The sequence below is a fragment of the Tolumonas osonensis genome (assembly GCF_014202415.1).
Lineage (GTDB): Bacteria > Pseudomonadota > Gammaproteobacteria > Enterobacterales > Aeromonadaceae > Tolumonas > Tolumonas osonensis.
The window spans coordinates 218441-243357 of sequence record NZ_JACHGR010000002.1 but is presented as its reverse complement, the minus strand read 5'-3'; the positions used below and the strand labels follow the sequence as shown (position 1 = coordinate 243357).

Sequence of the window (24917 nt, the reverse complement as noted above, 5' to 3'; positions counted from 1 at the left end):
TAGCATGCAGGGAATAAAGGCCGCATGGAAACATGAAGCGGCGTTCCGGCAGGAAGTCATATTAATGTTATTGCTGACGCCGACTGCATTTATTGTTGGCGCAGGCCTGACTCAGCAACTCCTGTTGCTGGCGTTGGCGTGGCTGATTGTCATTGTTGAAATACTAAACTCTGCTGTTGAAGCGGTGGTTGATCGGTTTGGTGGCGAAATGCATACGCTGTCCGGCCGGGCAAAAGACATGGGATCTGCTGCGGTGTTTATCACATTAGTGCTTAATGGCGTGGTTTGGGGCGCCGTCATTGGCCAGAACTGGCTGGGCCTGTGGTAACAGTTTTACTTGTTGCTATCGTAAATGAGTGGTAGTATCCGCGCCGCTATTAAACAGGTATCGAACGGTCGCATTCGGTGCCATACATTCATTTATATAAGAAGTGAGATAACTATGTCTTTTTCATTCCAAGCTGAAGTTCGTAAAGACCTGGGGAAAGGTGCGAGCCGCCGCCTGCGTCGTGCTGAACAAGTTCCTGCAATCCTGTACGGTGCAGGTCAGGAAGCCGTTTCTCTGGTTCTGGACCACAACAAAATCATCACTGCTCAGCAAGAAGCTGCATTCTACAGCGAAGTTCTGACTCTGGTTGTTGATGGCCAAGAAGTTAAAGCTAAAGTAGCTGCGGTTCAACGTCATCCAGTTAAGCCAAAAGTAGTTCACCTGGACTTCATCCGCGCTTAATTGCTTGGACAGTGAAATAAAGGCAGCTTCGGCTGCCTTTATTTTTAGGGTCAAAGGCAGCATCTTTGTTTGCACCCGTATTCACATTTCATTAGACTCTTGCCCGACATGTCCGAATGTAGCGGACATTGCCTTTCAACTTAACCTCACTATCAACAAGTGACACTTGGTGTGTGTCACCACTGTAAGGATACATCATGCCTGTAATTACACTTCCCGATGGTAGCCAACGCGCATTTGATCATGCTGTTTCCGTGTATGACGTTGCTGCAAGCATCGGTGCTGGTCTGGCGAAAGCCTGTATTGCTGGTCGCGTTAACGGCGAACTGGTTGATGCCTGTGAACTGATTGAATCAGACTCTACTCTGTCGATCATTACCGCCAAGGATCAGGAAGGTCTGGAGATTCTGCGTCACTCTTGTGCGCATTTATTAGGTCATGCTATCAAACAACTGTGGCCTGAAACCAAGATGGCTATCGGTCCGGTCATTGATAATGGCTTCTATTATGACGTAGATCTTGATCGTACCCTGACCGAAGAAGACATTCAGGCGCTGGAAGCTCGTATGCTTGAGCTGGCGCAGAAAGATTACGATGTCGTGAAGAAAAAAGTGAGCTGGCAGGAAGCTCGCGATGTATTTGAATCCCGTGGCGAAACCTACAAGGTTGCGATTCTGGATGAAAACATCGCCCGTGACGACCAGCCGGGTCTGTATCACCACGAAGAATACATTGATATGTGCCGTGGCCCGCATGTGCCAAACATGCGTTTCTGCCATCACTTTAAACTGCAGAAAACCTCCGGCGCATACTGGCGTGGCGATGCCAAAAACAAAATGTTGCAGCGTATTTATGGTACTGCATGGGCTGACAAGAAACAGCTGAATGCGTATCTGCAACGTCTTGAAGAAGCAGCCAAACGCGATCACCGTAAAATCGGTAAACAGCTTGATCTGTACCATATGCAGGAAGAAGCGCCTGGTATGGTGTTCTGGCATAACGATGGCTGGATCATTTTCCGTGAGCTGGAAACTTTTATTCGTCAGAAACTGCGCGAATACGATTATGAAGAGGTTAAAGGCCCGTTCATGATGGATCGCGTACTGTGGGAACGTTCAGGCCATTGGGACAAATATGCCGATGCCATGTTCACCACCTCATCTGAAAACCGCGAATACGCGATTAAGCCGATGAACTGCCCGGGTCATGTTCAGATCTTTAACCAGGGTCTGAAATCATACCGTGATCTGCCGCTGCGTATGGCTGAATTCGGTAGCTGTCACCGCAATGAGCCATCAGGCTCTCTGCACGGTCTGATGCGTGTACGTGGTTTCACTCAGGATGACGCGCATATTTTCTGTGCGGAAAACCAGATCCAGGATGAAGTTTCTTCCTGTATCCGTATGGTGTATGACACTTACAGTACCTTTGGTTTCCAGAATATCGCAGTAAAACTGTCTACCCGTCCGGAAAAACGTATTGGTAGTGACGAAATGTGGGATCGTGCAGAAGAAGCACTGAGCGAAGCATTAAAACACAACAATATCGAATTTGAACTGCAACCGGGCGAGGGCGCGTTCTACGGTCCTAAGATCGAGTTCACGCTGCATGACTGTCTGGATCGTGCATGGCAGTGCGGTACTGTTCAGCTGGACTTCGCATTACCGGGCCGCTTAGGTGCGACCTATGTCGGTGAAGACAACGAACGCCATGTGCCGGTGATGATTCACCGTGCAATCCTGGGTTCACTTGAACGTTTCATCGGTATTCTGACTGAAGAGTTCGCGGGTTATTTCCCACTTTGGCTGGCTCCTTTGCAGGCTGTCGTGATGAATATCACCGATAATCAGGCAGAATATGTGAAACAAGTAGTTAATACTTTGAATGAATCAGGGATTCGTGCAAAAGCGGACTTGAGAAATGAGAAGATTGGCTTTAAAATCCGTGAGCATACTTTGAAACGCGTTCCTTACATGCTTGTCTGCGGTGACAAAGAAATGGAAGCAGGCGAAATCGCAGTAAGAACCCGTAAAGGTGTTGATTTAGGTAAATTCAAAGTAACTGATTTAGTAGAAAAGTTACGCAAAGAAATCAGCACTCGTGGATTAAATGTTGTGGAGGAATAAGCTATAAACGGCGCAAAGAAAACTGGAAAACAAGCACCACGTACCCGTATCAACGGCGAGATTCGTGTTAAAGAAATTCGCTTAGTTGGTCTCGATGGTGAAGCGCTCGGTATCGTCTCTATTGAAGAGGCATTGGATGCTGCGATTAAAGCCGGCGTCGATCTGGTAGAAATCAGCCCAACTGCTGAACCGCCAGTTTGCCGCATTATGGACTTTGGCAAATTCCTCTACGAAAAGAGTAAATCTGTTAAAGAACAGAAAAAGAAAACCAAACAGATCCAGATTAAGGAAATTAAATTCCGACCTGGAACTGATGAAGGCGACTATCAGGTAAAACTACGCAACCTGATTCGCTTTCTGGAAGATGGGGATAAAGCCAAAGTAACACTACGTTTCCGTGGTCGTGAAATGGCGCATCAAGACCTCGGCATGAACGTTCTGGAACGTGTAAAAGCGGATCTGGAAGAGATTGCTGTAGTGGAGTCCTTCCCGAAAGTGGAAGGTCGCCAGGCTGTCATGATGCTAGCCCCTAAAAAACGGTAATCAGGCCATACAAGTAAGAAGACCATCAGATTTCGGTCTGATGGTTTTTTTCGCCTGATTTACATAACTGGCAAAAACAATGCGGAGTTCGTAAATGCCAAAAATGAAAACTGACCGTGGTGCTGCTAAGCGCTTCAAAAAAACCGGTTCCGGTGGTTTTAAGTGCAAACACGCCAACAAACGTCACATCCTGACCAAGAAAACTACCAAGCGTAAGCGTCACCTGCGTGCGCCAAGCATGGTTGCCAAATCTGATTTGGCTCAAGTTTCAGCAATGCTGCCATACGCATAAGGGAAGGATTGATAAATGCCAAGAGTTAAACGTGGTGTGACTGCACGTGCGCGTCACAAGAAAGTTCTGAATGCAGCTAAAGGTTACTACGGTGCTCGTTCCCGTATTTACCGCGTAGCTGTTCAAGCAGTTACTAAAGCTGGTCAGTACGCTTACCGTGACCGTCGTCAGAAAAAACGTCAATTCCGTCAACTGTGGATTGCACGTATCAACGCTGCATCTCGTCAAAACGGCCTGTCTTACAGCCGTTTCATCAACGGTCTGAAGAAAGCTTCTATCGAAATCGATCGTAAGATCCTTTCCGATATCGCAGTTCATGACAAAGCAACCTTTACCGCTCTGGTAGAGAAAGCTAAAGCCGCTCTGGTTTAATTGAACAAGTGCGAAGGAGGGAGGCAATTTGCCTCCCTTTTTTTATTTTTTCGCAATATGAATTCTCTCTGCCGCCATAAGCCAATCTGTTTTAACTGATCCAGTTAGCGATCAAGCAGTTAATTGTCATCAACCTGATCTAATCTGTGATTCATCCTTTTGATCACATTATTCCCGATTTATACTAGGGGGTTATGATCAAAGCGTAATTGGTTATCGCTCGAGAGAGCAAAAATCTGCAGAACAAAACCTTGTACGGACAAGGGTAATGAGGGAAACATGCAGCAACTAGAAGAAGTCGTCGCCAGTGCACTGGCGAAAATTGCCGAAGCTACGGACAACAATGCCCTGGAAGCATTACGTGTTGAATATTTCGGTAAAAAAGGTGTCTTTACTGAACAGATGAAAGCGTTAGCGGGTTTGTCTCCGGAAGAGCGTCCTGCCGCAGGCCAGCTGATCAATCAGGCAAAAGAAAAAGCACAGAATGCATTAAATGATCGTCGTGAAGCATTAACTACTGCTGAGCTGGCGAAAAAGCTGGCAGCGGAAACCATTGATGTTTCTTTACCTGGTCGTCGTTTTGAAAATGGTGGCATTCATCCGGTTACCCGCACCATTGAACGCATTGAGCGCATTTTTGGCGAGTTAGGTTTTAGTGCTGAGTATGGTCCTGAGATCGAAGATGATTTTCATAACTTCGATGCGCTGAATATTCCGGGTCATCATCCTGCGCGTACTGATCACGATACCTTCTACTTCAATCCGACACTGATGCTGCGTACTCATACTTCTGGTGTGCAGATCCGCACTATGGAAAAACAGCAGCCACCAATTCGGATCATCGCACCTGGCCGCGTGTATCGAAATGATTACGATCAGACTCATACACCGATGTTCCATCAGGTAGAAGGTTTGATGGTTGATGAGAATATCAGTTTCTCCAACCTGAAAGGGATTCTGCACGATTTCCTGCGTAACTTTTTTGAAGAAGATTTACAGATCCGTTTCCGTCCTTCCTATTTCCCGTTCACCGAGCCAAGTGCTGAAGTGGATGTGATGGGTAAAAATGGTCGCTGGCTGGAAGTGTTGGGCTGCGGCATGGTACATCCGAATGTACTGCGCTCAGTTGGCATTGATCCTGAAAAATACTCTGGTTTTGCCTTCGGAATGGGGGTAGAGCGTCTGACAATGTTGCGCTATGGCGTTAACGATTTGCGTGCGTTCTTCGAAAATGACCTTCGTTTCCTCAAGCAGTTCAAATAAGGATCAATCAACATGAAATTCAATAAAGCCTGGATTGATGAGCTGGTTCCTACCTCCTTGTCTGCAGAAGAGCTGGCTGCGCAGATCACTATGGCCGGTCTGGAAGTTGATGGTATCGAGCCTGTTGCCGGTACATTCAATGGCGTTGTGATCGGTGAAGTTGTTGAGTGTGCTCAGCATCCTGATGCTGACAAACTGCGTGTTACTAAAGTGAACGTGGGCGAAGCTGAACTGCTGGATATCGTCTGCGGTGCGCCAAACTGCCGTCAGGGCCTGCGTGTTGCGGTTGCTACTGTTGGTGCGGTGTTACCTGGAGATTTCGAGATCAAGAAAGCGAAACTGCGTGGTATGCCTTCACACGGCATGCTGTGTTCATTCTCGGAACTGGGCATTGGTTCTGATCACAGCGGTATCATCGAATTACCTGCTGATGCGCCGATTGGTACGGATCTGCGTGAATATCTGTCACTGAATGATTCCTGCATCGAAGTTGATCTGACCGCTAACCGCGCTGACTGCCTGGGTATGCTGGGTCTGGCGCGTGAAATTGCCGTATTAAACCGTTGTGAACTTAAAGAGCCGGAAATCAAAACTGTCAACGCAGCGCTGACAGATACCTATCCGATTAATGTACAGGCTCCCGCTGATTGTCCACGCTATTTAGGCCGTGTTCTGCGTGGTCTGAATGTGAAAGCGGATACACCATTGTGGATGCAGGAGCGTCTGCGTCGTTGTGGCCTGCGTTCTATCGATCCGATCGTTGACGTAACCAACTACGTTCTGCTGGAACTGGGTCAGCCGATGCATGCGTTCGATCTGGCCAAACTGCAGGGCGCGATTCAGGTTCGTCGTGCAACTGCCGGTGAGAAGCTGACACTGCTGGATCAGACCGAAGTTTCCCTGCGTGATGACACGCTGATCATTGCCGATGACCGTGGTCCGATCGCTATGGCGGGTATTTTCGGTGGCGCAGATACCGGTGTTGATGCTGAGACTACTACTGACATTATGCTGGAATGTGCCTTCTTCCAGCCGCTGTCTATCACTGGCCGTGCTCGTGCCTATGGCCTGCGTACTGATTCATCCCACCGTTTTGAGCGTGGCGTTGACTCAAAGGTGCAGTATAAAGCCATGGAACGCGCTACTGCGCTGTTGCTGGATATCTGTGGCGGTAGCTGTGGTCCTGTTATCGATCAAACCGCTGCAGAGGCATTGCCTGCGGTTAAAACAGTGTCACTGCGCCGTGAAAAACTGACCCGTCTGGTTGGTATGGCATTTGATGATGCCGAAGTCACCGATATTCTGACTCGTCTGGGATTGGTTGTTACTGCGACAGAAGCTGGCTGGCAGGCAACTGTGCCAAGCTGGCGTTTCGATATTGCCATTGAAGAAGATTTGGTTGAAGAAATCGCCCGTATCTTCGGTTATGACAATATTCCGAACATTGCTCCGGAAGCACACCTGACCATGTCAGAGCATAAAGAAGCAGAGCAGCCGCTGAAACGCTTGCGCGATCTGCTGGTTGATCGTGGCTTCCAGGAAGCGATTACTTACAGCTTTGTTGATCCTAAAGTGCTGTCATTACTGGAACCCTCTGCAGATCCAATCGTTCTGCCGAATCCGATTGCGTCAGATATGTCAGCAATGCGCGTATCTTTGCTGCCAGGCCTGCTCGGTGCTGTGGTTTATAACCAGAACCGTCAGCAGCCCCGTGTTCGCCTGTTTGAATCAGGTTTGCGTTTTATCCGTGATGCAAATGCGGAAAACGGCATCCGTCAGGAAGAGATGCTGGCTGGTGTCATCACAGGTAATGCGGCTGATGAAAACTGGACAATTCCTAGCCGTGCTGTTGATTTCTTCGATCTGAAAGGCGATGTTGAGGCTCTGCTGGAGCTGACAGCCAATGCGGATGCTTACCGTTTTGTGCGTTGTGAACACCCGGCTTTGCACCCTGGTCAGTCTGCTGCCATTGAATTCAATGGAAAATCAGTGGGTTATATCGGTGTGATTCATCCTTCACTGGAGAAAAAACTGGGTCTGAAGAGCAAAGCCATTGTTTTTGAACTGGAATTGGCGGCTATTCTGCAGCGGAATATCCCGTTATTTGCCGAAGTTTCCAAATTCCCGGGCAACCGCCGTGACCTGGCAATTGTGGTAGACCAAGCAATTTCTGCAGATGATATTCTCCGATTAGCAAGAAAAGTTGGCGGAAATCAGGTAGTTGGCATAAACTTATTTGACACATACCAGGGTGCTGGTGTGCCGGATGGCAAAAAGAGTCTGGCCTTCAGCATGATTCTGCAGAATGTAGAACGCACTCTGGAAGATAAGGAGATTGCGGAAACAATGGAACAAGTTGTTGAAGCGCTCCGGGTAGAGTTCAATGCTACTTTGAGGGACTAGCTATGGCCTTGACCAAAGCCGATATTGCAGAACATCTCTTTACTGAGTTGGGAATAAGCAAACGTGACGCCAAAGAGTTGGTAGAGACGTTTTTTGAAGATATCCGCTTGGCCCTTGAAAATGGCGAGCAGGTTAAAATATCTGGCTTTGGTAATTTCGAACTCCGGACGAAAAACGAGCGTCCAGGGCGAAATCCTAAAACAGGCGAAGATATCCCGATCACTGCCAGACGGGTCGTTACTTTCCGTCCGGGACAGAAACTGAAATCGCGGGTAGAACATGCCCGTCCGGTTGAAGAAACCGATGGCGGTGAGGGTGATGAGTAAATAAAAAGCCGGTCATAACGACCGGCTTTTTGTTATCCAATATTCAGTAACTGAACTCATCAAACTGGTTTTCAGACACAGGGGTTACCGTTTTGATAACCCGTGTACGGCGTAATTTCTTAATTAATTTCCGGCCGTTCCATGTCATTTCACAACCACTGAAACAGGCTGCCTGCAATTCGTCTAATTCATTTTTCAGATGAGAGTAAAAAGGCAGTTGCTCAATACCGGTAAAGGCTTGTTTCCAGCGATGAGATGCCCAGAACAATAGCATCTGGTAAGCCGTCATCGCATCATTCACGCTACAGGCATGCTGCAGGCCTTGCCATAGCTTATAACATTCATAACGAGCCCTGAGTGCTTCTTTATAATACCAGGTGATCGCCAGGATCGGGGTTAGCAAAGCAATCAGCAATCCAAAGGCCATTAATACTTTTTGCAGCAAAGGGATCAGATAACTGATAATGGATTGTTCTTTCTTGACAGGAGCAGGAACAACAGCCTTTTCCTTAAGGTTTTCTGTTGCAATAGAAGCAAGAAATTTGCGTTCACTCAGAGAAACAACCTGGGCACGATCACTGATTGCATTCCACCAGTTCAAATGCACAGCAGGCGCAGTGAAAGCGTTATTTTTTTCAGGAACAAAAACCTGCCGGAAGGTTTTACGGCTGATCAACATACCATTCTGGTACTCCTGCTCATTTTTCTGACCGTCACTGTAAACACGGACATCATTGATGACGGGAAGATCCAGGTCTGGTAATTGTTCCTGTGAGTTATTGATGCCTGTCAGTGTAATAACACGCGTTAAAGGCTGGCCGGGTTTTACGTAACTTGTTTGCGGTTCCCAGCGATCTTCGATCGTGATACCTGCACTTGGAAGCCATTCTTTTTCAGTTCCCTGAAAAGCGGTTGGAATGGGTTTGATCGCAATAATATGTTCATCCGACATTTGTGCTGCATCGGAGGCGAGGGTAGCGGCCGGAATTTTCAGTGAACCTGTGTTATCAGGGATAATAATGTAGTGATAGGTGACGGTTTCCTGATAATGGTCTGCAAATATCTCTTTATCTTCTGTTGGCTCGCCAACCGGGATGATTTTGCTTTCCTGTGCCGATGATAGAACAGGCGGGCGGTTTTCCGGATCGGCTCGTTTCGCCACTTTGACGCTATAGGTAATGAGTTCTCCCCGATAGGCACTTTCAGCACCAATTTGGCTTTCTATAAGATGAGCTGGGGCCTGAGTTTCCATTTCCGGTGACGCTTCTGGCGCTGGAGTCTCGTAATTTGTTTCCTGCGCATCACCACTGACCGAGATGGTCACAGGCGCAGACTCTGCATTAGGAACACTTAACCCCGGAATCGTAATGTCGCCGGTAATCACTGGCTGTAACGGAATAACCCAGCTTGTTTCGGTTGCTGAGGCATGGGTGACCTGAATATTACCAATGATGAAGTCTCTGAACAGGGGGCGAATATCCAGTGCATCATCAGCCAGATGTTCATCCGCAGTCACGGTGTAGGTCAGGTTATCACCCAGCGACAATGTTTGTGAATCAACCTGACCAGTGAGCTGAACAGCACTGCCTGATGTGCACCAGATAAGTGCCAAACCACATAAACCGGAGTAAGGTAATTTCACATTAATAACCTAGTTTGACTTATTATGTTGTTGTAGTTGTAATCTTTTCTGCATCAGATTACCAGATTCTTCAGGAAGTGATTTAAGAAAATTCAGTGCTTTCTCAATATTTCCATCTTTTTTTTGTAAAGCAGCTATAGCAGCGTCAGTGTTTTCTGTGTTGTTGTTTTTTAACCAGTGTTCAAGAATTTCTTTATTATCTTTTGCTTCCTTAAAGTCAGGTTGTAATTGAATGGCCTGATTATAAGCAATGATGGCTTCTTTAATATTTCCTGAATGTGCCAGCGCGTTCCCACGATTATAATGAGCTACCGGCGTGTTTACTTCTTCATAGAATTTAATCGCCTGATTAAAGTTACCAGCGCGATACATCGCGTTGCCTTTCCATGTATAATCATTGAAAGCATCAGCGGCCTGGATGTATTTCCCTTGATTGAATAATGTTAATCCGGATTCCTGAGCATATGCGCTTTCCGGTAAATAGGAAAAGCAAAGGAAAATGAATATATATCCACGGCGGAAAAGCAAAGAAATAAAGACCAATGGTATTAGTATCAAGTAACCTACTTCATTATAAACAATGACTTCCTGTAGTTTGTTGTTATCACCGTCCGGATTGTTATCATTCGAATTCTGATCCAGTGTCGTGATGTCAATTAGGTGTCCGCCCAGTTTTGAAGCGGTATCTTTTAATACAGTTAATGGGGTTTTAGCCACAATTAACTGTCCGGTATGTGTGCGGAGCAATTCACCTTCGGGTAAGGGAACGACCGAACCATTTTGTGTACCGACAGAAATGATATCAACTGGCCAGCCCAGAGGTTTAATATAATCAATCAGTTTTTCTGATTGTAAAGTAGTCAGTTGGTCAGTGATTAATAATATCTTTAGCTGACTATCCTGTTTCATTTGTGATACGAGCGTGCCGGCAAGTTTCATGGCATCGAGGACATTTGAACCTGATGCAGACATTAATGCTGGATCCAACGCATCGATAAAATTAGTTAGTGTATTATAATCATCAGTAAATGGTGAAATAATATGTGTTGAACCGGCAAATGCAATTAAAGCTGTATTGACAGCCTTATTGCTCTTTAAGTAAGCATTGACTTTCTGTTTGGCTAAAACCAGACGGGAAGGTTTTAAATCATCTGCATACATGGTTTTATCCATGCTGAATAAAATAATAGTATGCATGTTTCTCTTAACTAATGCTGTTTTCTTTGGCATGGCGGGACCCGCTAATGCGACAATAATAAGACACAGCAGAACGAATAGCAGCAATGAGATATTGAGTTTTGATTTGCGTGGGGCGATTTTCGTTAATACGGTTAGCAGATGAGCAGAGATATAGCTCTGCTGTTTTACTTTCCTCGATGTAGAAAAATAGAACAGAGCCAGCAAAGGCAAAATTAAAATAAAGGCATATGGTCTCAGAAAGATAATGTCAGTCATTTCTTAATATCCAGAGCAACATTCCGATGACAAGCAACAGAGAATACAAAAACCACTCCACCAATTCTTTATGTGGTTGATATTTAATGGTTTTTAATGACAGTGGTTCAACAAGGTTAATTTGTTGGTAGATCTCGGATAGATCCTGTTCACTGAGGGCGCGGAAATATTGTCCACCTGTGATTCTGGCGATATCTTCAAGTTCAGTTTCGTTCAACTCATCTTCTGCGTTAGCTTCGGACGAGTCAGCACCTATTCCGATAGTATAAATTTTCAATCCGCTGGCTTTGGCCAGAGCGGCAGCATCAAGCGGCTTGATTGTATTAACATTATCTTTGCCATCACTGAGCAGGATCAGCGTTTTATTCTGCATGGAATCATGCAGTATTTTTTTCACTGCAAGAGTGATGGCTTCACCGGTAGCAGTAAATTGACCCGCCAGACCCGCATTAATTTCATTCAGCAGAAGGCCAGTCGTTTGCCAGTCCTGAGTTAGCGGAGTCATAAGATAGGCGTGATCTGTAAACAGTATAACGCCGATACGATCTCCCTGACGCTGTTTGATAAAAGATTGCAAATATGATTTAACCATATTCAGGCGATCTGCTACTTGCCCTTCGATAGACATATCTTTAATTTGCATACTTTGAGATATATCGATAGCCAGCAATAAATCGCGGGATGGAAAAGTCTGAACGACGGGGGTATCCAGCCATTGAGGCCGCGTCAGTGAAACAACAATCAATAACCAGCTTACTACTAATAATATTTTTGTCAGAAAATGTCTGGATTTATTACCTGACGCATTATTTACAAAATAGGGCAGGGTAGGCGCATCGATCACGACATGCTGCGTCTTTCTTGGCTTCACGAACCAATATATTAATAATGGTAAAGGTAATAAACAGGCAAACCATGGCCAGGCAAAGTTAATCACAGCGGTCTCCTGTTACGATTTGATCTGAGCCATTTTCTGCATTCACGAAGGACTTCTTTTTTTTCTTTTGCTGAGATTTCCGAGCCAGAATAGGACCAGCTTTCCCATTGATCAGAATATCTGGAAAAATGACATGAGGATGCGTCGTCAAGAAATTTCAGCCACTCATGGGTATATAAACCAGCAAAATCTTCCCGTTTCCAGTAAATGGATGCTGTTTTTTTCAACAGCGCATTTACGGCCGGAATGTAATTGCTCTGATGGTTTTTAAATATGAGATTTAATTCACGTCTTGCCTGGCGGAAAAGCCGGTGCCGTGGCCATGTATGATATATTCTGTACAGAAAACAAATTGCAAGAATAAAAATCAGAAAAGCAGACGCAACCAGATTCAGATTATCAATAATTCCTGTATCTGGTCCGGGTAAAATATCATGCAATTGTGCCAGTGGTACTTTCATTTATAGTTGTTCTGCCAGTGGTTTTGATGCATCAAAAGCGACTAATTGTTTGGCATAGCCACAGAGTTTTCTTTCCAGCTCAAATTGGCGAAAGCTGGCCAGTCGGGCGTAATGATTTCTGAAGTCTTCATTTTCCAATAAAAAACCGGTTCCGCTGGTATTTGCCACACCTAATATTCCGTCCCCTGTAACCTGACGTTCCAGAGCATCATAAACCTGGATCAGATTGACTTCATGCCGTTTGCGCAGATAACGGATCATCAGAAAGTCTTTCTGTGATAAGCGATAATAATCGCTGATGACTACCAGACGGGCACCGGGGCGCAGCATACCACTCAGTGTGTTCAGACCGGCTGTGACATCAGAGGACTGCGGGCGTTCCTGCAAACCGGCATTATAGGTATTCACGATTTGTTTTAACCACAGTAACGCCCCTTTACGGTGGCTCACCGGTGCCTGAATTGTAGTTTGTGTACCACTCAGAATCAGACCACCGACTTTATCGCCGTTTTTCAGCGCGTGCCAGGTAATAGCTGCAGTCACAACAGACGCCATACGGGATTTAAGCTGTCCTTTGGAGCCGAAATACATTTCACCAGAGAGATCCAGCAGAATGTAGACTGAGTGATCCCGTTCTTCACGGTATAATTTAGTGTGTGGTTTCCCGGTTCTAGCGGTAATTTTCCAGTCCATATTACGGACGTCATCACCAATCATATAAGGACGGACTTCGGCGAATTCCATACCGCGTCCTTTTTTACGTGACTGATGTATCCCAACTCTCCAGCCATCGGAGAGTTGGTTTGCGACACGACTTCCACTCGCTGAAACGGTCAGCAAGTCATCCAGGGTGAGTGTGACGCCGTCATTTGGTTTCATGCAACGACAACCTTCTGCAGTAAGATCGAGATGATGTCATTCGGTGTAATGCCATCAGCCTCTGCTTCCACTGTCAGCATCAGACGGTGTCGCATGACCGGATAAATACAATACTGGATATCATCCGGCGTTACATAGTTACGTCCTGCCAGCCATGCTCTTACCCGGGCGCAGCGTAACAAGGCGATACTGGAACGAGGGCTGACACCATACGAAAGCCAACGGGCCAGATCTGCGTCGTATGCCTGAGGATGCCGCGTAGCAGTGGCAAGATTAACAATATAATTTTCGATAGGCGCCGAAGCAATCACCTGCAGCGCATACTGGCGGGCGGCAAATATTTGCAACTGTGTGATTTTAGGCGCGTCAGGTGTTTCTTCTTCCCGGCTTTCAGAATGGTTCAAGCGCAGAATATTCAGTTCATCTGCCGCGCTCGGGTAATCCAGTTCCAGGTGCAGCATAAACCGGTCCAACTGCGCCTCCGGCAAAGGATAGGTGCCTTCCTGCTCCAGCGGGTTCTGTGTTGCCATTACCATGAACAAAGGTGGCAAATGGTAACTTTTTCGTCCGATCGTGACCTGGCGTTCTTCCATCGCTTCCAGCAACGCACTCTGAACTTTGGCTGCAGCGCGGTTGATTTCATCTGCCAGTACGATTTCGTTAAATAACGGACCAGGCTGGAATACAAATGTGCCGTTCTGAGGGCGATAGATTTCAGTGCCTGTCAGGTCAGCAGGTAACAGATCCGGGGTGAACTGGATCCTGTGGAAATGACTTTCCACACAGCTGGCCAGCATTTTGATGGAGCGGGTTTTAGCTAGGCCAGGCGGGCCTTCGACAAGAATGTGTCCGTCAGCCAGTAATGCCATCAGCAAACCATCGATCAGGTGTTGTTGTCCGATGATGCGCTTATTGAGAAATTCTTTAACGGTAGCGATAGCTGCCAGACAGGCATCTTCCGTTATAGTTTGCTGTTGTTCGTTATAAATATTATCCACAGCATCGTCCTTTAATTAGGTTGCCAGCAATGATTGTTAAACTAGTCAGAATGTAGAGGCCGAATGTGACAATAAGCCATTGGGGCATACCCCACGACAGAAATTGCCACTGGATTTCAGAGCAATCGCCGGTAGCGTTAAAAATTGAAGGAATCCAACGATCTAACGGCAGCCACTGGGGAAATGTAACAAATAAATCGCAAGTATTAAATGGTGATGGATTTAATTGAATATCTGTGTGACGTAGCGCAAGGCGCAGACCTTCTACGGCCGAATATGTCCAGATAAACATACCTGCCCACCGGAACATGAAGTTGCGGGGATTGATAAAACCAATGAACGCACCCGCCATGATCCCCAGAATCGCGACCCGCTGATATATGCACATGACACATGGTTGCAGCCCCATGACATGCTGGAAAAAAAGACCACAAAGCTCAAGAAAAACCGTCGAACCGAATAAGATACCCCATGCAATCCGGCCTTGGGTGATGTTGCGGATAAATTGGATCATTCACAGCTTCCAGAGTTACAAACTGCAGAAATTAGAATACAGAACAGGCTAAAAGGGAAGAGAAGAGCATTAACATATTGATTCAGAGCGCTGAAAGAAAAAAACGGTACGTGTATAGCAGCATGCTATAATTGTAAGTGGATTGAGGATTATTCTCATTTTCAATTGCACCGTTTCCGGAGGTCATTATGACCCAGATCTATCGTACTCTGGCAGTATCCTTATTATTAGGCATGGCAACAGCCGCAATGGCTGCGACGACGGAGCTTCCGCTAGCCTCAAGTTTACCTGCCAATGTTGTGAAAATCTCGCCCGTGGTTCCTGGAATGGGAGAGCATTGGGCTGATCCGAAAGATTTGCCGCTCGGCCCAATCTATGGTGTTTCAGAAGGGCGGATTATTTTTTTCGAATTCATGATTGATCGTGACACGTTAACGAAAGGGACATCATTCACTGATCTGAAGTCTAAAGTCAGTATTCCGTTCCCTCCGGTCGAGCATGTTGACTTTGACTGGGAACCTAAGGGTCACGAAGGTTATACCGTTCCACATTATGACGTGCATTTTTATTTTGTTCCGCATAACGAGCACATGGCTATCAAGCCATAATCTTCGTTAAAGCCCCAGTCTTTTCTGATGGGGCTTTGTAGATGGCTACTCAGCATCCAGCCAGCACCCCATGTTGCACCGATTGGTGTCGGCGATGTCCATGGAACCAGTGAAATCACTTTGCCGATCAAACCTGATGTGGTTGCAAACCATGCAATGTGAATCTCCACCGGTGATCTAGATACTTCCCAGCCGTTCTCGATAGCGGGATTCAAACTCTACTGGGTTCAGCTAAAAATGATTCCGGCCTTGCTTCTGGCATCAGTAAGAATTTTCATGACAGACAGGGAGTGGTCTAAATTCCTGTAACACTCATCATAAGCCTGTCTTGAAAACATATCGTTGAATGCTTTCATTTCATAAACCATATGATTATCAAATTCGTTTTCATTGAGTGTTTGTGTATCACCCTCAATCACTATTTCCACTGAACGGGCAATATTCGGTGAACTGGCTAATTTAAGATATCCATTAACTCCCTGAATAATTGTCTGGCTTGGGCTCGCAGAGTCTTTTGCTCCAGTACAAACTGAAATAAAATCAGGATATTGCATGATTACCACACCGGAGGTATCAATCCCGTTAAATCCTTTATTGCAGAAATATTCAATTTTCTCCGGTATGCCGAATAAGAAGCATGAAAGGTGAATGTTGTAGATGTTAATGTCATACAGTGAACCGCCAGACATTGCCGGATCAAATGCCGGGTGAACCTGACCTGCCAGATACTGGTTATACCGGCTGGAAAATTGTGAATAGTTACTTTGAACCAGTTTAATCGGACCGACTTTAGATAAGTGTTCTTTCATCAAAAGAACGTTCGGTGCATAAATGGTTGTGATAGCCTCAAAAAGAAATAGTTTTTTCTCTTTGGCTAAATGAGTCAGCTGCAAAGCTTCGTCATAATTGGATGTAAAGGGTTTTTCGCTGATAACATTTTTATTCGCCTGAAGTGCTTTCAATGCGTAAGGGAAATGCAATTTATTCGGGATACCCAGATAGACAAAGTCTATGGCCGGATCGGCGAGGAATAAATTGAAGTCTGTGTAAATTTTATTGATGGCGAATTTGCTCTGATAACTTTTTGCAAGTTCCAGGTCGCTTTCGAGTACGCAAATTGCTTCACAGTACACATTCTCTGTCAGAGTAAGTGCTTCAAGGAACCATTTGACAATGTTACCTGCACCGACAACACCAATACGCATAATTAACTTCCCTTAAATAATCACTTATAAGCACGTAAGTAAATATCCGTTTTGTGCGTATTTTTGTCAAGCGATTGTACGCATATTGTGCGCATTTGTAATTTTTGGCAAGTTTTTATACGTTTAATGCTTGTTTGGAGTTCATATTAGTGTGTTTTTCGGGCTTTATCTGAATCATTTATGTTTTTATCAGGCAAAAGATGATGAGTTTGAGTGAATAGAGTGCAAAAATAAGTTAACGTAAGGTAATCTAATTGATACTTTTCATATCAGGCATAGCTGCGGGATGAATTTATGACTCAGGAAGAACGCTTAATTGAATTAGAGGAACTTGTCCGGAGTCAGGGGAAAGTAACTCTCGAATATATTTGTCAGCAGTACCAGATCTCGTACGATTCAGCCCGCAGGGATTTGGTCAAATTGACCAAGATCCCTGGTATTATCCGCATTCGGGGCGGCGCTATTCTTTCCGAGAAACGGGTAAGCCTGTCGTTTCATCAGCGGAGTGAATTTAACCCGGTCAAGGAGGTACTTGCCCGCCGTGCTTTGCCGATGCTCAATGAGCATGACATCCTGTTCCTCGATGCGGGCACTACCACGGCCGCACTGGCGCATCATTTACAAACACCCGCGACTGTCATTACTAACTCTCTCGAAGTGCTGAATGAGATCAGCGGAAAAGAAAATATAAAAAAATGTGTATTGGGTGGAATGTTTGACGAGTTCTCACATACGATTTTAGGCAATATTACCATTGAACAAATCAAACACTATCAGGCGGATAAAACATTTATCGGCGTCAGCGCCTTATCAGAAGCGGGTATTACCACTGATACAGAATTGGATGCGTTACTTAAAATAGCGATGGCTCAGCAATCGCAACGGGTTATTTGTATCGCTACATTCTCAAAATTTAATACTCAGCTTATGCATCAATCATGTCAGTGGTCGGATATTGATTGTGTTATTACAGATAAACGTCCGCCGGCGAATATCTTAAAGTGTATTGAGGAAAATGAAGTCGAACTCATCGTTGTGGCTGATGAGTCAGCATCGGCAGACAGCGGATGTCTGCCGCTTTCAAATTGACTTAATTGAGAAAACCAACCGGGGCATAAACTCCGGTTACTTCGCTTAATAATTTTAACCTGTGCTGTCGGGTATCAATTTCGAATAGTTGTAAGCAATCCGATGCCTGTGCTGCGACAATGATCTGGTGGTCTCTGATATACAGATCTCTCGGGATCAAGCCGGTCTGAATCCGATCACATAGTGTCAGGAGGCCATTTTCCGGATTGGCTCTGAATAGTACTAACGTATTCTCACCTCGGTTGGTAACCAACAGATATTCGCCATCCGCTGTCATTGCACATCCGGCAGCGCTGTTTGTTATTACTGTATTGTCATCCAGCGTGGATATTCTCTGAATTTCATCGAATCCAACGTCATGCAGGGCATACACAGCGACGCTGTTTGATATCTCATGTAATAAATAGGCGAGCCTGTTATCAGGACTGATCCGCATGATTCTCGGGCCAGAACCCAGGGGGCAGTCGATGAAAGCATCTTTGAGAAGATGAAGTCCATTGTTCCTGATCGAATAAAAACTAACGAAATCAGTCCCCATATCCACGGAGTAAGCGTGCAGTCCATCACTCAGTGCGCATATATGGTGAGGGTGTGTTTCTGCCTGACGTATATCAGCGCTTCTCGGTCGATAAGGGTGTTTATCCACACTTTTTATATGAATATTATCGGCAGCTTCAAAAATCACATCGACGCCATCGTAAAATGATGAGCCGAGCAGATGATTTGAATGATGAATACGACCAAATGAAGTAAGAAAAAATGGAATAGTCTGTTTATTTAAAAAGGTCAGATTTAATTCTTCATCAAGCGAGAACAACAGAATACCCGGTTCTTTGTTATCCCCCAGATAAGACATATAAAGCCGGTTCTCAGTGGCGATAATGGCGCCGGGTTTCATTTCGCAAGGATATGCAAGTTTTGCCTGAATGCTATCGTTATTCACCTCAACAGAATAAAGGCCACGGCCATTGCCCTGACTATCACCATATCCCACTAAAAAAGTTTTAAAGCTCACAGGATCACTCCTTGTCCGATAGCATCATCGCACCATTGATCGAATTCAGGATCAGTGACCTTCAGGGCGGGGTGTTTATCCATATAGTCCAGATACATACGGATACCGTCTTTCATTGAAATCTGACATTGGAAGTCAGGGCATATTCTTTTTATTTTCTGATTATCAAAGATAACGGAATATTGTTTGTCCCCCTTGATGGACATTCTGAAATCGTATTGTTTACTTTTTTCCAGCAAATAAGTCGGGATATGTACAATATTGATATCTTTATTCAGTTGTCTGGCTAGTTCGTGATAGATCATGTTCCAGGTGAGGATTTCATCGCCGGTTAAATGATAAATTTCTCCGACAGCCTGCGGGTGATTGATGAGGGGAATAAAGCCACGACAAAAATCGTTGCTGTGCATTGAAGCCCAGGTTGATGTCCCGTCGCCATGGATAATCACGGGCTTATCATTCAGAATCCGGTCAATCACTGACCAATAGCTTTTTCCTTTAACACTTAAAGGCAGTTTATCTTTGCTGTAGGTTTGCGAAGGCCGGACGGTAGTCACCGGAAAATGTTGTTCGTAATAAGCATTCAGAAAAATTTGTTCACATTTAAGTTTCGTCTGTGCATACGTACTGAACGGGTTTCCACATTCAGACTCTTCTGTAAGTACGACATTTTTTTCACGGTTCAGAACAGTGACGGTGCTGATAAAGATGAATTGTTTAATTTTATTGGCAAATGCATTGATATTCACTTCTGCTTGCGCAGTCGATTGAATTGCAAAATTAATAACAATATCGATAGCGTACTGTTCTTGTAATGATTGTAATAAAGCGAAATCCTCTGTGTTACCAGAGATATATGTAATGTCCGGCTGAATCTGCTCTATCTTTTTTCTGCCAAGAACATAGACCGAGTGTCCCATCGCTGCCAATTGATAGGTGATGGGGGAACCAATATTCCCCAGGCCACCAATAAGTAGGATATTCATTTTCACCTCGCACATTATCCGCACTGGTATCATCAGGATGCAGCATTAAGTTTTCATAAGTAAAAACTTACATTTACGTAAGTGAATATCCGTTTTGATCTGGGTTTTGTCAAGGGGTTATGCGTGAATTTTGTGCGTATTTGTAAGGTGTGATAAGGTTTTGTGCCTTCATCACTACTCCTGATCCCAGCCTCTGTCCTTATCATTGACTCGATGAACGAGCCTGCGTGCTTTTTTTGTCGGGCGCCATACATCCCCATGTATTTTGGTATACATTTATATTGATATCTCCAATTGTTACCTACACATCAAATTCGTAACATTGGATCAGGACAAGCACGGTAAGTACTCAAAAGGGCTTGTGTTTATGAGTTGACCGAGGAAAAAATCATGCTTAATTTCAAGAAAATTCTATTAGTTAGCAATGGCATGTTAGAGGTAAAAAACTCCTTAAAACATGCTGTCCGCTTAGCTCATCAGAACCAGGCAAAACTTGATGTGTTGGTTGTTTGCCCTGAATTCCCCAAAGAATTGTCTGAATATAAGCCTGTTTTTGAGTTTTCCGTGGCTGACAAATTTAAGCATGATCTCAAGGCTATCCGCAGTGAAAGCACTCTGAATGAGTCCGATTTTGCTCTGAGCTTCAAGATTGAATATAGCAGTATCCCTTCGATATTCGTTATTCGTCATATCATCAAAAATGGCTATGACTTATTGATTAAAGATGCAGAAAAAATTGATGATGAACGTGGTTTCAAAGCAATCGATATGGACATTTTGCGTAAATGCCCTTGCCCAGCGTGGATATCAAAGGCAACACATAAACAGGATCATGAAAAGAATATCGCAGTTGCAATTGACCCATTAAGTCCGACTGCGGAAGGCCATTCTCTAACGCTACATTTACTCGAAATTTCAAGGTCACTTGCCAACACATATAATGAAAAACTTAAAATAATATCTTGCTGGGATTATATATTTGAAGAATATTTGTCGAAGAATATGAGCGTCAGAGTAGACGCGGAAGATCTCGCCAAGTTTGTTAATGCAACAAGCCAACATCATTATGATGCATTAAATAAACTAATCCAGGAATCAGCGCTCACTGAGAATTATGATGTCGCCCATGTTCGGGGGAGTCCGGATGAAGTCATTCCTCAATTCATCACTGAGAACGACATTGATATATTGGTGATGGGAACTGTTGGTCGAAGTGGCATTCCTGGTTTTGTAATCGGTAATACAGCAGAGAATGTACTACAAAACTTAAACTGCTCATTGATTGCGATTAAACCGAACGGGTTTATGACACCGATAAAGGCGTATTGAACAAAAGAGAGATAACAGATTGATTCACTGAGAAATGGTGCGTCCTAGTGGACTCGAACCACCGACCCCCACCATGTCAAGGTGGTGCTCTAACCAGCTGAGCTAAGGACGCACTTGAGAAATTTTTTGCTATCGAAGAATGGTGCGTCCTAGTGGACTCGAACCACCGACCCCCACCATGTCAAGGTGGTGCTCTAACCAGCTGAGCTAAGGACGCACAACACATCGCTTCGATGTGCGGGCATAATAACGGGATGATTTCATTCAGGCAAGAGCAAAACAGCACATCATGTTTCGTTTGTTCTTTTAGTGAGCAAAGACAAATTCGGTTTAAAAACAACTAGGCAGCAATTTTTAAACCGGACTCGTCCTGCCGGCGGTGTTTCGCATGGCGACGATAGCTGCCTTTTCCTTTAATATTCTGTTCCACACGGCTGCGGAATAATTTATCCGTAACTAATGCCTGCAAATGATTATCGGCGATAGCGCCGCGCTGATGCTGATATCCGGTAAGGGATGTTTTCGTTTTCATCGTGACCTCCTGGTGAATTTGCGCAAATTATGAACGTCTGCACGAAGGCAGACAAGAAGAGATGACAGAAAATTTATGAGTATCTGGAAGACATTAACGTCAAAAGTGGTATTTGAAACGCCATGGATCAAGGTGCGTCATGATGAGGTGCTGAGCCCGAAGGGATCACCGGCACAATATGGTGTTGTAGAGTTCAAAAACAGGGCAGTAGGAGTTGTCCCGGTTCTGGATGACGGCCGGATAGTGATGGTGAGGCAAACCCGCTATGCGATTGGTAATCTCAGCTCGTTGGAAATTCCGGAGGGTGGGGCGCCGGAGGGAGAAGACTGGTTACAGACCGCGGCGAGGGAGTTGCAGGAAGAAACAGGTTATACCTCCGATGACATTCAGCCATTACTGACGAATTTCTATCTTTCTAACTCGGTCACCAATGAGTGCGGAGCACTGTTTATTGCCCGTAATCTGAAAGCGGGTCAGCAGGAACTTGAAGATACAGAAGATATTCAGGTCGAACTGCATACTTTTGATGATCTGCTGGCAATGATTAATCAGGGGGTAATCTCAGATAATCTCACTATAATGGCGTTGCTTTTTATTGCAGCGAACCGGAATCAATATGGATTGTAACTGCTAATTAGTAGATGATTCTGCTGATTGGAATGCATAGTTAATGAGCTATTTATCGGCTAATGCAGTTTTAAGCAGTGATAGTGAATAAATATATAATATTCTGTAAAATAAAAAAGATGCAGAATATTTTGTTTCTGTCGTTCTTTTGATAAGATTTTTGTGTGGCACGTTCAGGGCTGATGATGCGTGCATTCCGGGATTGATTATTAAGAATGGGAATAAAGATGAAAAACTTTCGCAGAATAATGCAGCTTGCTGCTATCGCGTTTGCTGTGAATGCAAATGCCGCTGAAATTAAAGAAATCCGTTTTGGTGTGGAACCAGGGTATGCGCCGTTTGAAGTGAAAGCAGCGGATGGTTCACTGACCGGTTTTGATATCGATTTGGGTAATGAGATGTGTAAACGTCTGAAAGCCAAATGCGAGTGGGTTGAAAGCGATTTTGATGGTCTGATCCCAGCGCTGAAAGCGAAGAAAATCGATGCCATTCTTTCTGCAATGTCCATTACCGAACAACGTCAGCAGGAAATTAATTTCACCAATAAACTGTATGGCACACCGGCTCGTCTGGTTGCAGCCAAAGGTTCTGGTATTCAGCCAACTGTTGAAGCACTGCAAGGCAAACGCGTTGGTGTCATGCAGGGTACAACCGCTGAAACCTATGCGAAAGATAACTGGCAGAGTAAAGGCGTAGAACTGGTGCCTTACCAGAATCAGGACCTGGTATATGCGGATCTGGTATCTGGTCGTGTTGATGCGGCATTCCAGGATGCTGTAACTGCCGGTGAAAGCTTCCTGAACAAACCACAGGGTGAGCAGTTCGAATATGCGGGTACCGAAATCAACGATGAAAAATACTTCGGTGTTGGCGCGGGTATCGGTGTTCGTAAAGAAGACACGGCTCTGAAAGATGCGCTGAACAAGACACTGGCAGAAATGCGTAAGGATGGCACTTACGACACGCTGGCTAAAAAATATTTCAAATTCAACATCTACGGTGAATAACACTTCCCGTTGACTGTAATTTGATGGCGAGGCTCTTCAGATGAGGAGCCTCGTTGTTTTTCAGTATCAAAATAAAATCAGGTATATCGGTATGCTGTATGGGTACGGCTCTGTCATTTTAGACGGAGCGCTGGTGACGATAGAGCAGGCGCTGCTTTCAGTTGTCCTCTCTTTTCTGCTGGGATTAATAGGCGCAGCCGCAAAGTCATCGCAGAGTAAATTGGCGAAATTAGTGGCGGGCACTTATACCACGTTGATCCGCGGTGTGCCTGATCTGGTTTTGATGCTGCTGATATTTTATGGTCTGCAGATTGCCGTCAATACTGTGACTGAATCAGTGGGAATTGCCCAAATCAATATCGATCCCTTCACGGCAGGGGTGCTCACTATTGGTTTTATTTATGGTGCCTATTTCACCGAGACGTTCCGTGGCGCGTATCTGATGGTCCCCAAAGGACAGCTTGAAGCCGGTGTCGCCTATGGATTTTCCCCCTGGCAGACATTCCGTTACATCCTGTTCCCTCAGTTGATGCGCTTTGCATTACCCGGAATAACCAACAACTGGCAGGTCACGTTAAAAGCGACAGCCCTGGTCTCGATCATCGGTCTGTCTGATGTTGTAAAAGCAACGCAGAATGCCGGAAAGGGAACATATCAGTTTTTCTATTTCACCATCGTGGCGGCTGTGGTCTATCTGATTTTTACAACGGTGTCGAATCTGGTTCTGCTTTGGCTGGAACGTCGCTATTCAATGGGTGTCCGGAGTGCTGAACTATGATTGATATCCTGATGCAATACGGAAAGGCTTTTCTGTGGAGTGATGGCTACCGCTTCACCGGTGTGGCGGTCACGATGTGGCTGCTTGTGCTCTCGCTGGCGTTCGGTTTTATGCTGGCACTGCCAATGTCTATTGCCCGCGTCTCGAAGAAAAAAGCGCTCTGGATGCCGGTATGGCTCTATACCTATATCTTCCGTGGTACTCCGCTGTATGTGCAGTTACTGGTGTTCTATTCCGGTGTCTATACATTAAGCGTGGTGCGTGAAGTCGATTTTCTGAATTTATTCTTCCGTAGCGGATTTAACTGTACCGTGCTGGCACTGGCGTTAAATACTTGTGCCTATACGACAGAAATGCTGGCTGGCGCCATCAGGGCGATACCGCATGGTGAAATTGAGGCTGCCCGCGCGTATGGCTTTTCCGGCTTTACGTTGTATCGCAGCATCATTATTCCTTCAGCTTTGCGCCGTGCTCTGCCGGCCTACAGCAATGAAGTCATTCTGATGCTGCACGCCACCTCGCTGGCATTCACAGCGACGGTGCCAGATATTCTGAAAATTGCGCGTGATGTCAATGCAGCGACATATAAGTCATTCCATGCATTTGGTCTTGCGGCTGCGATCTATCTGATTATCTCTTTTTTGCTGGTCGGCTTATTCCGTCTGGCTGAAAAACGCTGGCTGAAACATTTGAAACCGCAATCTGCGCATTAATACCCAAAGTAATTGGAGTTGCAGCAAGGCGACAAGTGTTCGAATCCCCATGAGCATAGATATGCTATGTGATTGGGGTGAGTGAAC

At 45.2% G+C, this 24917-nt stretch carries 27 protein-coding genes and 2 tRNA genes; 16 read left to right on the top strand and 13 right to left on the bottom strand.

Going from position 1 to position 24917, the window contains the following annotated elements; translation table 11 throughout:
• The first annotated feature begins 4 nt into the window (after positions 1 to 4).
• The 9 genes from HNR75_RS03605 to ihfA all read left to right on the top strand — a co-directional run bounded on the left by HNR75_RS03605 (position 5) and on the right by ihfA (position 8055).
• Positions 5 to 328 carry a diacylglycerol kinase gene (locus tag HNR75_RS03605; RefSeq protein WP_188025657.1) on the top strand — a complete coding sequence of 108 codons (324 nt, stop codon included), beginning with the start codon at positions 5 to 7 and terminating at the stop codon, positions 326 to 328.
• A gap of 114 nt (positions 329 to 442) precedes the next feature.
• Complete coding sequence (gene rplY / locus HNR75_RS03600; protein ID WP_188025656.1) at positions 443 to 730, top strand: 50S ribosomal protein L25; 288 nt, start codon at positions 443 to 445, stop codon at positions 728 to 730.
• Between the two features lie 197 nt (positions 731 to 927).
• Positions 928 to 2856 carry a threonine--tRNA ligase gene (gene thrS / locus HNR75_RS03595; RefSeq protein ID WP_188025655.1) on the top strand — a complete coding sequence of 643 codons (1929 nt, stop codon included), beginning with the start codon at positions 928 to 930 and terminating at the stop codon, positions 2854 to 2856.
• 3 nt (positions 2857 to 2859) lie between these two features.
• Positions 2860 to 3399 carry a translation initiation factor IF-3 gene (gene infC, locus HNR75_RS03590; RefSeq protein WP_188025823.1) on the top strand — a complete coding sequence of 180 codons (540 nt, stop codon included), beginning with the start codon at positions 2860 to 2862 and terminating at the stop codon, positions 3397 to 3399.
• A 94-nt stretch (positions 3400 to 3493) separates the two neighbouring features.
• Positions 3494 to 3691, top strand: a complete 198-nt coding sequence (rpmI, locus tag HNR75_RS03585; protein WP_188025654.1) for a 50S ribosomal protein L35 — start codon at positions 3494 to 3496, stop codon at positions 3689 to 3691.
• Between the two features lie 15 nt (positions 3692 to 3706).
• Positions 3707 to 4063: a 50S ribosomal protein L20 gene (rplT, locus tag HNR75_RS03580; RefSeq protein WP_188025653.1), complete on the top strand. Its 357-nt coding sequence runs from the start codon at positions 3707 to 3709 to the stop codon at positions 4061 to 4063.
• A 279-nt stretch (positions 4064 to 4342) separates the two neighbouring features.
• On the top strand, positions 4343 to 5326 hold the full coding sequence (gene pheS / locus HNR75_RS03575) for a phenylalanine--tRNA ligase subunit alpha (RefSeq protein ID WP_188025652.1): 984 nt from the start codon (positions 4343 to 4345) through the stop codon (positions 5324 to 5326).
• A gap of 12 nt (positions 5327 to 5338) precedes the next feature.
• Entirely contained in the window at positions 5339 to 7729 is a 2391-nt protein-coding gene (gene pheT, locus HNR75_RS03570; RefSeq protein ID WP_188025651.1) for a phenylalanine--tRNA ligase subunit beta, read from the top strand.
• A gap of 2 nt (positions 7730 to 7731) precedes the next feature.
• Positions 7732 to 8055, top strand: coding sequence for an integration host factor subunit alpha (ihfA, locus tag HNR75_RS03565; RefSeq protein WP_188025650.1), 324 nt, complete (start codon positions 7732 to 7734; stop codon positions 8053 to 8055).
• A gap of 43 nt (positions 8056 to 8098) precedes the next feature.
• On the opposite strand, the gene HNR75_RS03560 is transcribed toward ihfA, so the two are convergent.
• From HNR75_RS03560 to dsbB, 7 genes are read right to left on the bottom strand one after another with little or no spacing between them, the layout of a single operon-like run.
• The gene (locus tag HNR75_RS03560; RefSeq protein WP_188025649.1) at positions 8099 to 9697 is read right to left on the bottom strand and encodes a BatD family protein; all 1599 of its coding nucleotides are present in this window, start codon (positions 9695 to 9697) and stop codon (positions 8099 to 8101) included.
• 9 nt (positions 9698 to 9706) lie between these two features.
• A complete protein-coding gene (locus tag HNR75_RS03555) occupies positions 9707 to 11152 on the bottom strand; it encodes a tetratricopeptide repeat protein (protein WP_188025648.1) in 1446 nt (481 codons plus the stop codon).
• On the bottom strand, positions 11145 to 12089 hold the full coding sequence (locus HNR75_RS03550; protein WP_188025647.1) for a VWA domain-containing protein: 945 nt from the start codon (positions 12087 to 12089) through the stop codon (positions 11145 to 11147). Before HNR75_RS03550 ends, HNR75_RS03555 begins: the two co-directional genes overlap by 8 nt.
• A complete protein-coding gene (locus HNR75_RS03545; RefSeq protein ID WP_188025646.1) occupies positions 12086 to 12550 on the bottom strand; it encodes a DUF4381 domain-containing protein in 465 nt (154 codons plus the stop codon). The genes HNR75_RS03550 and HNR75_RS03545 overlap by 4 nt, the downstream gene beginning before the upstream one ends.
• Positions 12551 to 13429, bottom strand: coding sequence for a DUF58 domain-containing protein (locus tag HNR75_RS03540; protein ID WP_188025645.1), 879 nt, complete (start codon positions 13427 to 13429; stop codon positions 12551 to 12553). It abuts the gene before it with no gap.
• Positions 13426 to 14427, bottom strand: a complete 1002-nt coding sequence (locus HNR75_RS03535) for an AAA family ATPase (RefSeq protein WP_425506757.1) — start codon at positions 14425 to 14427, stop codon at positions 13426 to 13428. Before HNR75_RS03535 ends, HNR75_RS03540 begins: the two co-directional genes overlap by 4 nt.
• A complete protein-coding gene (gene dsbB, locus HNR75_RS03530) occupies positions 14420 to 14941 on the bottom strand; it encodes a disulfide bond formation protein DsbB (RefSeq protein WP_188025644.1) in 522 nt (173 codons plus the stop codon). Before dsbB ends, HNR75_RS03535 begins: the two co-directional genes overlap by 8 nt.
• Positions 14942 to 15129: 188 nt before the next feature.
• Between dsbB and HNR75_RS03525 the strand changes: the two genes are divergently transcribed.
• Positions 15130 to 15549 carry a DUF5602 domain-containing protein gene (locus HNR75_RS03525; protein WP_188025643.1) on the top strand — a complete coding sequence of 140 codons (420 nt, stop codon included), beginning with the start codon at positions 15130 to 15132 and terminating at the stop codon, positions 15547 to 15549.
• Positions 15550 to 15776: 227 nt separating this feature from the next.
• Here HNR75_RS03525 and HNR75_RS03520 read toward each other — a convergent pair whose 3' ends face one another.
• Complete coding sequence (locus HNR75_RS03520; protein ID WP_188025642.1) at positions 15777 to 16754, bottom strand: Gfo/Idh/MocA family protein; 978 nt, start codon at positions 16752 to 16754, stop codon at positions 15777 to 15779.
• 294 nt (positions 16755 to 17048) lie between these two features.
• On the opposite strand from HNR75_RS03520, the gene HNR75_RS03515 reads away from it, so the two are divergent.
• Positions 17049 to 17843 (top strand): DeoR/GlpR family DNA-binding transcription regulator, encoded by a 795-nt coding sequence (locus tag HNR75_RS03515; protein ID WP_188025641.1) that lies wholly within the window; start codon positions 17049 to 17051, stop codon positions 17841 to 17843.
• A 1-nt stretch (position 17844) separates the two neighbouring features.
• On the opposite strand, the gene HNR75_RS03510 is transcribed toward HNR75_RS03515, so the two are convergent.
• Together HNR75_RS03510 and HNR75_RS03505 are read right to left on the bottom strand one after the other, a co-directional pair.
• Positions 17845 to 18858, bottom strand: coding sequence for a beta-propeller fold lactonase family protein (locus HNR75_RS03510; protein WP_188025640.1), 1014 nt, complete (start codon positions 18856 to 18858; stop codon positions 17845 to 17847).
• The gene (locus tag HNR75_RS03505) at positions 18855 to 19844 is read right to left on the bottom strand and encodes an NAD-dependent epimerase/dehydratase family protein (protein WP_188025639.1); all 990 of its coding nucleotides are present in this window, start codon (positions 19842 to 19844) and stop codon (positions 18855 to 18857) included. Before HNR75_RS03505 ends, HNR75_RS03510 begins: the two co-directional genes overlap by 4 nt.
• Positions 19845 to 20234: 390 nt before the next feature.
• Between HNR75_RS03505 and HNR75_RS03500 the strand changes: the two genes are divergently transcribed.
• Positions 20235 to 21173: a universal stress protein gene (locus HNR75_RS03500; protein WP_188025638.1), complete on the top strand. Its 939-nt coding sequence runs from the start codon at positions 20235 to 20237 to the stop codon at positions 21171 to 21173.
• A gap of 35 nt (positions 21174 to 21208) precedes the next feature.
• Here HNR75_RS03500 and HNR75_RS03495 read toward each other — a convergent pair.
• The 3 genes from HNR75_RS03495 to HNR75_RS03485 form a co-directional block, all read right to left on the bottom strand.
• Positions 21209 to 21285: transfer RNA gene (locus HNR75_RS03495), tRNA-Val, on the bottom strand.
• A gap of 28 nt (positions 21286 to 21313) precedes the next feature.
• Positions 21314 to 21390: transfer RNA gene (locus HNR75_RS03490), tRNA-Val, on the bottom strand.
• Positions 21391 to 21513: 123 nt separating this feature from the next.
• Positions 21514 to 21705 carry an alternative ribosome-rescue factor A gene (locus tag HNR75_RS03485; protein ID WP_188025637.1) on the bottom strand — a complete coding sequence of 64 codons (192 nt, stop codon included), beginning with the start codon at positions 21703 to 21705 and terminating at the stop codon, positions 21514 to 21516.
• Positions 21706 to 21780: 75 nt separating this feature from the next.
• On the opposite strand from HNR75_RS03485, the gene HNR75_RS03480 reads away from it, so the two are divergent.
• From HNR75_RS03480 to HNR75_RS03465, 4 genes are all read left to right on the top strand, one after another.
• Positions 21781 to 22332 (top strand): NUDIX domain-containing protein, encoded by a 552-nt coding sequence (locus tag HNR75_RS03480; RefSeq protein WP_188025636.1) that lies wholly within the window; start codon positions 21781 to 21783, stop codon positions 22330 to 22332.
• A gap of 227 nt (positions 22333 to 22559) precedes the next feature.
• Entirely contained in the window at positions 22560 to 23339 is a 780-nt protein-coding gene (locus HNR75_RS03475; protein WP_188025635.1) for an ABC transporter substrate-binding protein, read from the top strand.
• 91 nt (positions 23340 to 23430) lie between these two features.
• A complete protein-coding gene (locus tag HNR75_RS03470) occupies positions 23431 to 24117 on the top strand; it encodes an ABC transporter permease (RefSeq protein WP_188025634.1) in 687 nt (228 codons plus the stop codon).
• A complete protein-coding gene (locus tag HNR75_RS03465) occupies positions 24114 to 24830 on the top strand; it encodes an ABC transporter permease (RefSeq protein WP_188025633.1) in 717 nt (238 codons plus the stop codon). The genes HNR75_RS03470 and HNR75_RS03465 overlap by 4 nt, the downstream gene beginning before the upstream one ends.
• Positions 24831 to 24917: the final 87 nt, after the last annotated feature.